Raw genomic sequence first — 10,481 nt, 5'->3', positions numbered from 1 at the left:
GTGCGCGCGCGCGAGCTGCTGCGGATGCACCGGCCGGCGGCGGGCCTGGCGGAGCTGGCCGAGCCGGCGCTGCCGCAGGGCGTGCGGGTGCGCCCCTTCGCGCCCGGCGCCGACGAGGGGGCGTGGGTGGCGCTGAACGCGGCGGCGTTCGCGGCGCACCCGGAGCAGGGCCGCTGGGGCGTGCCGGAGCTGCTGCTGCGCGAGGCCGAGCCGTGGTTCGACCCCTCGCTGCTGCTGCTGGCGCAGGAGGAGGCCGGGCGGCTGCTGGGCTTCTGCTGGATGAAGGTGCAGCCGCACGCCTCGGAGCTGTACGTGCTGGGCGTGCACCCGGGAGCGGCGGGGCGCGGGCTGGGCCGGGCGCTGCTGGTGCGCGGGCTGCGGGCCGTGGCCGGGCCGGGGGCGCCGGGCGCGGTGGAGCTGTACGTGGACGGCGACAACGCGCCGGCGGTGCGGCTGTACGAGTCGCTGGGCTTCACCCGCGCGGCGGTGGACGTGCAGTACGCCAGCTCCCCGGGCGCCGGCTCCCCGGGCGCCGGCTCCCCGGGCGCCGGCTCCCCGGGCGCAGGCCCCGCGGGCCTCCCGCCGGCCGGCTGACGGGCCGCCGGCGGCCCGCTCCACCCGCGCGCAGCAGCGCGTCCACCGCCGCGTCGACGCGGCGTCGACGGCCCGTCACGGGTCCCCCTCCCGACGCCCTCGCCGGGCCGGTGGTGCGCGCGCCGGTGGCAGGATGGGTGCCATGACGGCGACGACCCGGGCCGGTTCTGCCGCCCCCCTGCCCGCGATCCCCCGCACCGACGAGCCGGTGGAGCTGCCCGAGGACCGCTTCGCCGACCGCGAGCTGTCCTGGCTGGCGTTCAACGAGCGCGTGCTGGAGATGGCGGAGGACCCGGGCACCCACCTGCTGGAGCGGGCCCGGTTCCTGTCGATCTTCGCCAACAACCTCGACGAGTTCTTCATGGTCCGGGTGGCCGGGCTCAAGCGCCGCATCGCCACCGGCCTGGCCGTCACCGCCGCCAGCGGCCTGGAGCCGCGCGAGGTGCTCGACGCCATCAGCGTGCGCGCGCACGAGCTGACCGAGCGGCACGCGAACGCGTTCCTGGAGGGCGTGCGCCCGGCGCTGGCCGAGGCCGGCATCACGGTCGTGCACTGGGAGGACCTCTCCGCCAACGAGCAGGTGCGCCTGCACGGGTTCTTCCGCGACCAGGTGTTCCCCGTCCTGACGCCGCTGGCGGTGGACCCGGCCCACCCGTTCCCGTACATCTCCGGGCTCTCGCTGAACCTGGCGGTGGTGGTGCGCAACCCCACCACCGACAAGGAGCACTTCGCGCGCGTGAAGGTGCCGCCGCTGCTGCCGCGCTTCGTGGCGGTGGAGCCCGCGGAGGACGGCGACGGGCGCACGGCGCGCTTCGTCCCCCTGGAGGACGTCATCGCCGTCCACCTGGACCAGCTCTTCCCGGGCATGGAGGTGGTGCAGCACCACACGTTCCGCGTCACCCGCAACGAGGACCTCGAGGTCGAGGAGGACGACGCCGAGAACCTCCTGCAGGCGCTGGAGAAGGAGCTGCTGCGCCGCCGCTTCGGCCCGCCGGTGCGCCTGGAGGTGGCCTCGGACATCGAGCCGACGGTGCGCGACCTGCTGGTGCGCGAGCTGGGCGTGTCCGAGCAGGAGGTGTACGAGCTGCCCGAGCCGCTGGACCTGCGCGGCCTGGGCGACATCGCCGACATCGACCGCCCGGAGCTGAAGTACCCGAAGTTCGTCGCGCGCACCCACCGCGACCTCACCGACGGCGCCGAGACCGCCAAGCCCTCGGACGTCTTCGGCGCCATCCGCAACCGCGACGTGCTGCTGCACCACCCCTACGACTCGTTCTCCACGAGCGTGCAGGCGTTCCTGGAGCAGGCGGCGGCGGACCCGCGCGTGCTGGCCATCAAGCAGACCCTGTACCGCACCTCGGGCGACTCCCCCATCGTCGACGCGCTCATCGACGCCGCCGAGGCCGGCAAGCAGGTGCTGGCGCTGGTGGAGATCAAGGCCCGCTTCGACGAGCAGGCGAACATCAGCTGGGCGCGCAAGCTGGAGCAGGCCGGCGTGCACGTCGTGTACGGCCTGGTGGGCCTGAAGACGCACGCGAAGCTGAGCCTGGTGGTGCGCCAGGAGGCCGGCGGGCTGCGCCGCTACTGCCACGTCGGCACGGGCAACTACAACCCCAAGACGGCGCGGCTGTACGAGGACCTGGGCCTGCTGACCGACGACCCCCAGGTCGGCGAGGACCTCACCCGGCTGTTCAACCAGCTCTCGGGCTACGCGCCGAAGACCGCCTACAAGCGCCTGCTGGTGGCGCCGCGCTCGCTGCGCACCGGGCTGGTGGACCGCGTGGACCGCGAGATCGACAACCACCGCCAGGGCCTGCCCTCGGGCGTGCGGATCAAGGTGAACTCCATCGTCGACGAGGCCGTGATCGACGCGCTGTACCGCGCCTCGCGGGCCGGCGTGCCCGTGGACGTGGTGGTGCGCGGCATCTGCGCGCTGAAGCCGGGCGTGCCGGGGCTGAGCGAGAACATCCGGGTGCGCAGCATCCTGGGCCGCTTCCTGGAGCACAGCCGCATCTTCTGGTTCGCCTCCGGCGGCGACCCGGTGGTGATGATCGGCAGCGCGGACATGATGCACCGCAACCTGGACCGCCGGGTGGAGGCCGTGGTGCGCCTGAGCGACCCGCGCCACGTGCGGGAGGTCTCGCAGCTGCTGGACCAGTGCATGAGCGACGGCACGGCCTCCTGGCACCTGGACGCGCGGGGCGAGTGGACCCGGCACCACGCCGACGGCGGGGGCCGTCCGCTGATGGACCTGCAGGAGCACATCATCGCCACGCGCCCCGGACGCCGGCCCTCCCCGCGACGCCGGTGACGCCGGCCGCCGTGCGGGCCGGGGACAGGGCCGCGAACGGGTCCGGGCGCGAGGCCGGCGCCGTCGACGTGGAGGCGGCGGGGTGCGTGGTGGTGCGCCGCGGGCGCGGCGGGGAGCCGCAGGTGCTGCTGGTGCACCGCCCGGCCACCCCGCGCCACGCGCGGGACTGGTCCTGGCCCAAGGGCAAGCTGGACGAGGGCGAGACGCACGCCGAGGCGGCGGTGCGCGAGACGCGCGAGGAGGCCGGCTGCCGGGTGCGGCTGGCCCGGCCGCTGCCGGAGCTGCGCTACCGGGTCGACGGCGGGCGGCGCAAGCGGGTGAAGTACTGGCTGGCGTTCACCGCGCCCGGGGAGAGCGCCTGGACCGCCTCCCCCGAGGAGGTGGACGAGGTGCGCTGGTGCGGGGTGAAGGAGGCGCGCCAGCTGCTGACGTACCCGCACGACCAGCGGGTGCTGGACGACGCGCTGGCGGCGGCGCGGGTGCGCACCTGGCCGCTGGTGGTGCTGCGGCACGCGCGGGCGGTGGCGCGCGAGCGCTTCGAGGGTCCCGACGACGCCGCCCGCCCGCTGCTGGACCGCGGGCACGCGCAGGCGCACGCGCTGGCGCCGCTGCTGAGCTGCTTCGACGTGCGCGCGGTGGTCACCTCGCCCTCGGCGCGGTGCGTGCAGACGGTGCTGCCGGCCGCGGACGCGGCCTCGTGGCCGGTGCGCGGCGAGGAGGCGCTCAGCGAGGGCGGTCACGAGGAGGACCCGGCCGGGGCGGTGCACGTGCTGGAGGGCCTGCTGGCCGCCGGGCGCGGGGCGCTGGTGTGCTCGCACCGGCCGGTGCTGCCGGAGCTGCAGGAGCACCTGGCGCAGCTGGCGGGGGACGGCGAGCGCACGGAGCTGCGCCGCAAGCTCGCCAAGGGCGAGTTCCTGGTGGCGCACGTCAGCGGCCGCGGGGCCGAGGCCCGGGTGGTGGCCGTGGAGCGGCACGAGCCCGCCGGCGGGGCCTGAGGCGGGTGCGGTACGGGTGTGGGACGGGTGTGGGACGTGGCCCGACGGCGAGGCGTTCGGCGGGCACCAGGGGTAGATTCGTGCTCACGAGCAGTGCACCCCTTAGCCCGTTCACCTGGAAGTCGGTGCCCCGTAGCGCTTTCGACCACCGATGGACCCGCCTGGTTTACCCGCCGTTAACGTTCGGCCGGGTATCGCGTCACCTCGCCTGCTTAGCGTCGTCGGACGTCAGACCCCGGCCGGCGCTGCTCCGCGCCCGCCCGTCGAGCGAAAGCGAGCACCCTTCGTGAACCGCAGTTCCCTCCGCCGCGCTGCGATCCCCGCGGCCCTCCTCGTCACCCTGGGCCTGGGCGCGTGCAGCGGTCAGAACGAGCCGTCCGGCGACAGCCCCAGCGCGGGGGCCTCGCAGTCCACGCTGAGCGGTGAGCTCGCCGGCGCGGGTGCGAGCACCCAGACCGCCGCGCAGCAGGCGTGGGCGGCCGGGTTCAACAGCGCCAACCCCGACGTCACGGTGAACTACGACCCGGCCGGCTCCAGCGCCGGGCGCGAGCAGTTCGTCAACGGCGCCACCGCCTTCGGCGGCTCGGACGCGGTGCTGGACGAGGAGGAGCTGACCCAGGCGCAGGAGCGCTGCACCGGCGGCAACGCCATGGACCTGCCGGTCTACGTCTCCCCCATCGCCGTCGCCTACAACCTCGAGGGCGTCGAGGGCCTGAAGATGTCCGCGACCACCATCGCGAACGTCTTCAACGGCACCGTCACGACCTGGAACGACCCGGCGATCGCCGCCGAGAACCCCGGCGTGACGCTGCCCTCCACCCCCATCACCCCGGTGCACCGCTCGGACGGCTCGGGCACCACCGAGAACTTCACCGCCTACCTGCACGACGTCGTCCCGACCGTGTGGACCGCCGAGGCCGACAGCGACTGGCCGCTGCAGGGCGGCGAGGCGGCGCAGGGCACCTCCGGCGTCGTGCAGGCCGTCACCGGCACCCCGGGCTCCATCGGCTACGCCGACCTCAGCCAGATCGGCGAGCTGAACACCGTCTCGGTCCAGGTCGGCACCGAGTGGGTCGCCCCGACCGCCGAGGGCGCCGCCGCCGCCGTGGACGCCTCCCCCGAGGCCGAGGGCCGCCCCGAGGGCGACATCGCCATCGAGCTGGACCACAACACCACCGCCGCCGGCGCGTACCCGCTGGCGCTGGTCTCCTACGCCCTGGTGTGCTCCAGCTACGAGGACGCCGCCCAGGGCGAGCTCGTGAAGGCCTACATGGAGTACGTCGTCAGCGAGGAGGGCCAGCAGGCCGCCGCCGACGCAGCCGGCTCGGCGCCCATCTCCGACGAGCTGCGCACCCAGATCACCGAGTCGCTGAACCGCATCGGCGCCTGAGACCACCCCGGCCGGTACCGTCGGCCGGAACGCACCACCCGGGGTGGGCGGCCCACCGGGCCGTCCACCCCGTCGCACGACCAGCACGACCCGCACGACCCGCACGACCCCCAGCCACCGCCGGCCCCGCCTGGCGGCGGGCGGCCCCACGAGACGGAGGACCAGGGTGAGCACACCCACCAGAGCGCCGGAGCGAGGCCCCGGAGGGGGTGGGATCGCCACCGGCACCAAGAGGCGCGGGGACGGCCTGTTCCGCGGCACCGCCACCGGCGCCGGCGTCCTGATCCTGCTCGTCCTCGCCGCCGTGGCGGTCTTCCTCGTCTACGAGGCGCTGCCCGCCCTCAGCCCCGACGCGGAGGTCGACGGCGGCAGCCTGACCGCCTACGTGGGCCCGCTGCTGTTCGGCACCGTCCTGGCCGCGGTCATCGCCCTGGTGGTCGCCACCCCGGTCTCGGTGGGCATCGGCCTGTTCATCTCGCACTTCGCCCCGCGCCGCGCCGCGCAGGGCCTGGGCTACCTCGTGGACCTGCTCGCCGCCGTGCCCAGCATCGTCTACGGCATCTGGGGCATCGTCGTGCTGTCGCAGTGGATGGTCCCCGTCTACGCGTGGCTGACGGACAACCTGGGGTTCATCCCCCTCTTCGCCGGGCCCGCCTCCGCCTCCGGGCGCACGATCCTCACCGCCGGCCTGGTGCTGGCCGTGATGATCCTGCCGATCATCACGGCGCTGGCCCGGGACATCTTCCTGCAGACCCCGCGCCTGCACGAGGAGGCCGCCCTGGCCCTGGGCGCCACCCGCTGGGAGATGATCAAGTACTCGGTCATCCCCTACGGCCGCTCCGGCGTCGTCAGCGCCGCCATGCTGGGCCTGGGGCGCGCCCTGGGCGAGACGATGGCGGTGGCGCTGGTGCTGTCGGTCTCGAACGTCGTGACCTTCAACCTCATCAGCAGCACCAACCCCTCCACCATCGCGGCGAACATCGCGCTGAACTTCCCCGAGGCCACCGGGATCGACACCAACGTCCTCATCGCCAGCGGCCTGGCGCTCTTCGTGATCACCTTCCTGGTGAACTTCGCCGCCCGCTGGATCGTCGCGCGCTCGGGAGCGAAGGCATGACCACCACGACCGGCAAGAACCCCCAGCCCTCGCGCGAGGCGCTGCAGGCCATCGACCAGCCGCTGAGCAAGGCCGCGCTGCCCCGCTGGGCGCCGTGGGGGGTGCTCGTCCTCTCGGTCGTCGTCGCCCTGGCCGTGCTGCTGCCCGGCGGCACCTCCGCCGGCGCCGTCGCCGTCCTGGCCGCGCTGCTGCACCTGGTGCTGACCGCGGCGGTCTCCGGGGCCAAGGAGGGCAGCCGCAAGGCCAAGGACCGCGTGGTCACCGCGCTGGTCACCATCGCCTTCCTCATCGCCATGGTCCCGCTGGTGTCGGTGGTGTGGACCGTCGTCAGCCGCGGCGCCGCCCGCTTCGACGCGCAGTTCTTCACCTGGTCGATGCAGGGCGTGATCGGCGAGGGCGGCGGCGGCCTGCACGCCATCTGGGGCACCGTCGTGGTCACCCTGCTGGCGGCGCTGATCTCCGTGCCGATCGGCCTGCTGACCGCGGTCTACCTGGTCGAGTACGGCGCGCGCTCGGCCCTGGCGCGTGCGATCACCTTCCTCGTCGACGTCATGACGGGCATCCCCTCGATCGTCGCCGGCCTGTTCGTCGTGGCGCTGTTCGCGCTGGTCGTCGGCCCGCAGATGCGCATCGGCCTCATGGGCGCCATCGCCCTGTCGGTCCTGATGATCCCCACGGTGGTCCGCTCCACCGAGGAGATGCTCAAGCTGGTCCCCAACGACCTGCGCGAGGCGGCCTACGCCCTGGGCGTGCCGAAGTGGCGCACCATCGTCAAGGTCGTGCTGCGCACCAGCGTCTCGGGCATCGCGACCGGCGTGACGCTGGCCGTGGCGCGCGTGGCGGGCGAGACCGCCCCGCTGCTGCTGACGCTGGGCCTGACCGTCGGCACGAACTTCAACCCCTTCGAGGGGCGCATGGCCACGCTGCCGGTCTTCGCGTACTACCAGTACACGCAGCCGGGCGTCCCGGCCCAGGCGGGCGTGGACCGCGCCTGGACGGCGGCGCTGGTGCTCATCATCCTGGTGATGGCCCTCAACCTCTTCGCCCGCCTGATCTCCCGCCTCTTCGCCCCCAAGGGCAGTCGCTGAGCGGCACCCGCCGGCGCACACCGACCAGATCGACCTAGGAGCCGACGTGTCCAAGCTCATCGACGTGAGCGACCTGAACATCTTCTACGGCGACTTCCTCGCCGTGGAGGACGTCAACATGACCATCGAGCCGCGAGCGGTCACGGCGCTCATCGGCCCGTCGGGGTGCGGCAAGTCCACCTTCCTGCGCTCGCTGAACCGCATGCACGAGGTCATCCCCGGCGCGCGCGTGGAGGGCAAGGTCGTCATGGACGGCCAGGACCTCTACGACAAGGACGTGGACCCGGTGTCGGTGCGCCAGCACATCGGCATGGTGTTCCAGCGCCCGAACCCGTTCCCGACGATGTCGATCTACGAGAACGTCGCGGCCGGGGTGCGGCTGAACGCCAAGCGCATGAAGAAGAGCGACCTGGACGACCTGGTGGAGTCCTCGCTGCGCGGCGCCAACCTGTGGAACGAGGTCAAGGACCGCCTCGACAAGCCCGGCATGGGCCTGTCCGGCGGTCAGCAGCAGCGCCTGTGCATCGCGCGGGCCATCGCGATCCGCCCCTCGGTGCTGCTCATGGACGAGCCCTGCTCGGCCCTGGACCCGATCTCCACCCTCGCGGTGGAGGACCTCATCGGGGAGCTGAAGAACGAGTACACGATCGTGATCGTGACCCACAACATGCAGCAGGCCGCCCGCGTGTCCGACCAGACGGGCTTCTTCAACCTGGCCGGCGTGGGCAAGCCCGGCAAGCTCGTCGAGATCGACAGCACCTCGACGATCTTCTCCAACCCCTCGCAGAAGGCGACCGAGGACTACATCTCCGGCCGCTTCGGCTGACCGGCGCGCCCCCCGCACGTGCGAGCGCCCGGCCACCCCGTGCGGGGTGGCCGGGCGCTCGCACGTGCGGGGGGGTCAGCCGAGGGGGGCGGTGACCACGTGGACCAGGGCGGCGATGAGGGCCGCGGCCGGCAGGGTGAGCACCCAGGCGGTGAGCATCGAGCGGGCCACCCCCCAGCGCACCGCGGACACCCGCTTGGTCGCCCCGACCCCCATGATCGCCGCGGAGATGGCCTGGGTGGTCGAGACGGGCGCGTGGAAGCCGAGGGCCGCCACGTAGAGGACCGAGGCGGACACGCTCTCGGCGGCGAAGCCGCGGGCGGGGTCGAGGGCGATGATGCGCCGGCCCAGGGTGCGCATGATCCGCCAGCCGCCAGCGTAGGTGCCGGCGCTGATGGCCAGGGCGGCGGCGACCTTCACCCACACCGGGATGGTCAGGTCGCCGTCGCCGGCGGCGCCGCCGTGGTACCCGCCGGCGACGAGGGCGAGCACGATGACGCCCATCGTCTTCTGCGCGTCCTGCAGGCCGTGGCCGAGCGCCATGGCGGCCGCCGAGACGGTCTGCGCGAGGCGGAAGCGGCGGTACGTGGGCGCGGGTGCCGAGCGCCGGAAGGCCCACAGCACCCCCAGCATCACCAGGTAGGCCAGCGCGAAGCCGACCACGGGCGACACGACCATGGGCACGACGACCTTGTCGAGGACGACGCTCCAGTGGACGGTGGAGCCCGCCGCGATGCCGGTGCCGGCCAGCGCGCCGATGAGGGCGTGCGAGCTGGAGGAGGGCAGGCCCAGGCGCCAGGTGATGAGGTTCCACGCCAGGGCGCCGACCAGCGCGGCCAGCACGACGTGCAGGCCCTGCACCCCTCCCCCGACGTCGATGATCCCCGAGCCGATGGTCTCGGCGACGCCCGTGCCCAGGAAGGCGCCGACGAGGTTGCACACCGCCGCCATGGCCAGGGCCACGCGCGGGGTGAGCGCGCGGGTGGAGACGGAGGTGGCGATGGAGTTGGCGGCGTCGTGGAAGCCGTTGGTGAAGTCGAAGCCGAGGGCGACCACGACGACGACCACGACGAGGACGAGGACGAGGTCCACCGCTCTCAGGACTCCTTGACCGCGATGGTCTCCACGGTGTGGGCCACGTGCTCGAAGGCGTCGGCGGCGCTCTCCAGCGTCTCGACGATCTCCTTGTGCTTCATGATCGCGATGGCGTCGTACTCGCCGCCGAAGATCGTGGCCAGCAGGCCGCGGTGGATCTGGTCGGCCTGGTTCTCCAGGCGGTTGATCTCCACCCAGTAGTCGGTCAGGTCCGGCAGGGAGCGCAGCCGCGGCATCGCCTCGCTGGTCAGCTCCGCCTGCCGGGTGATCACCTGCACGAGGTCGCCGACCGCCGCGGGCAGGGCGCCCACGCGGTACAGCACGATGAGGTCCACGGCCGCCTGCATCAGGTCCAGGCAGTCGTCCAGGCGCGAGGCCAGGCGGTAGACGTCCTCGCGGTCGAAGGGCGTGATGAAGGAGGAGTTGAGCTTGCGCAGCACGGCGTGGGTCGCCTCGTCGCCCGCGTGCTCCAGCTCCTCCATCCGGCGCGCGAGCTCCTCGCGGCGCAGCTGGTCGCTGCCGAGGAACTCGGTGAGGACGGCCGTGGCCTCCACGAGGATCTCGCCGGTGCGGGAGAACAGCTCGAAGAAGCCGTCGTCCCGGGGGGTGAGTCGAAAACGCACTGGGGCTCCGCTGACGGTGTCTCGGGCGGGCCGACGGTGCCGGCCCCGTGACGGACTCTAGGCGGTGACGGCTGCCGGACCGGCATCGAGGCGGAGCCCGCGTCCCCCGGAGGGGGGACGGATCAGTCCCGCTCGGCCGGCTCCTCGACGCCCAGCACGCGGTCCAGGTCGCTGTCGGCCAGCGGGCCGTCGCTCTCCGAAGCAGCGACGACGACGTCCGCGTACAGCTCGATCTCCTCGGCGAGGGCGTCGTCGGCCAGCGGTCCGGCGGCGGGGTCCGGCACGGGGCCCTCCGGGCGGGGTGAAGCGGTCATGGTGGCGCCCACGGTACGCGCGAGCGGGCCCGCGCGAGACGGAACGGGGCTACGGGGCGACCGGCGTGGCGACCGGCGCGGTGGCGGGCGCGGCGGCCGGCGCGGCGGTGGCCGGCGGGGAGCCGGAC

At 73.7% G+C, this 10,481-nt stretch carries 10 protein-coding genes; 7 read left to right on the top strand and 3 right to left on the bottom strand.

Going from position 1 to position 10,481, the window contains the following annotated elements; translation table 11 throughout:
* The 7 genes from mshD to pstB form a co-directional block, all read left to right on the top strand.
* Positions 1 to 594, top strand: a 594-nt coding sequence (mshD, locus tag GTR00_RS06330) for a mycothiol synthase (protein WP_166610790.1), incomplete at its 5' end; no start/stop codon positions are given.
* A gap of 142 nt (positions 595 to 736) precedes the next feature.
* A complete protein-coding gene (locus GTR00_RS06325) occupies positions 737 to 2,905 on the top strand; it encodes an RNA degradosome polyphosphate kinase (protein ID WP_166610789.1) in 2,169 nt (722 codons plus the stop codon).
* Complete coding sequence (locus GTR00_RS25590) at positions 2,902 to 3,900, top strand: NUDIX hydrolase (RefSeq protein WP_205705203.1); 999 nt, start codon at positions 2,902 to 2,904, stop codon at positions 3,898 to 3,900. Before GTR00_RS06325 ends, GTR00_RS25590 begins: the two co-directional genes overlap by 4 nt.
* Positions 3,901 to 4,186: 286 nt before the next feature.
* On the top strand, positions 4,187 to 5,290 hold the full coding sequence (pstS, locus tag GTR00_RS06315) for a phosphate ABC transporter substrate-binding protein PstS (RefSeq protein ID WP_205705202.1): 1,104 nt from the start codon (positions 4,187 to 4,189) through the stop codon (positions 5,288 to 5,290).
* Between the two features lie 166 nt (positions 5,291 to 5,456).
* Entirely contained in the window at positions 5,457 to 6,407 is a 951-nt protein-coding gene (gene pstC / locus GTR00_RS06310) for a phosphate ABC transporter permease subunit PstC (RefSeq protein WP_205705201.1), read from the top strand.
* Complete coding sequence (pstA, locus tag GTR00_RS06305; RefSeq protein WP_166610786.1) at positions 6,404 to 7,495, top strand: phosphate ABC transporter permease PstA; 1,092 nt, start codon at positions 6,404 to 6,406, stop codon at positions 7,493 to 7,495. Before pstC ends, pstA begins: the two co-directional genes overlap by 4 nt.
* A 46-nt stretch (positions 7,496 to 7,541) precedes the next feature.
* Complete coding sequence (pstB, locus tag GTR00_RS06300; protein ID WP_166610785.1) at positions 7,542 to 8,321, top strand: phosphate ABC transporter ATP-binding protein PstB; 780 nt, start codon at positions 7,542 to 7,544, stop codon at positions 8,319 to 8,321.
* A gap of 75 nt (positions 8,322 to 8,396) precedes the next feature.
* On the opposite strand, the gene GTR00_RS06295 is transcribed toward pstB, so the two are convergent.
* The 3 genes from GTR00_RS06295 to GTR00_RS06285 form a co-directional block, all read right to left on the bottom strand.
* Positions 8,397 to 9,413, bottom strand: a complete 1,017-nt coding sequence (locus tag GTR00_RS06295) for an inorganic phosphate transporter (protein WP_166610784.1) — start codon at positions 9,411 to 9,413, stop codon at positions 8,397 to 8,399.
* Positions 9,414 to 9,418: 5 nt separating this feature from the next.
* Positions 9,419 to 10,039, bottom strand: coding sequence for a DUF47 domain-containing protein (locus GTR00_RS06290; protein ID WP_166610783.1), 621 nt, complete (start codon positions 10,037 to 10,039; stop codon positions 9,419 to 9,421).
* Between the two features lie 122 nt (positions 10,040 to 10,161).
* Positions 10,162 to 10,353: a hypothetical protein gene (locus tag GTR00_RS06285; RefSeq protein WP_166610782.1), complete on the bottom strand. Its 192-nt coding sequence runs from the start codon at positions 10,351 to 10,353 to the stop codon at positions 10,162 to 10,164.
* Positions 10,354 to 10,481 lie beyond the last annotated feature (128 nt).

This window comes from Kineococcus indalonis (genome assembly GCF_009906395.1).
Classification (GTDB): domain Bacteria; phylum Actinomycetota; class Actinomycetes; order Actinomycetales; family Kineococcaceae; genus Kineococcus; species Kineococcus indalonis.
The sequence above is the reverse complement of the archived record's forward strand: the minus strand, read 5'-3'. Positions and strand labels throughout refer to the sequence as shown.

What these genes read in the sequence shown, in the direction of transcription:
- GTR00_RS06325 (WP_166610789.1), top strand. Translation starts at nt 737, where the DNA reads ATGACGGCGACGACCCGGGCCGGTTCTGCCGCCCCCCTGCCCGCGATC.
- pstA (WP_166610786.1), top strand. Translation starts at nt 6,404, where the DNA reads ATGACCACCACGACCGGCAAGAACCCCCAGCCCTCGCGCGAGGCGCTG.
- GTR00_RS06285 (WP_166610782.1), bottom strand. Translation starts at nt 10,353, where the DNA reads ATGACCGCTTCACCCCGCCCGGAGGGCCCCGTGCCGGACCCCGCCGCC.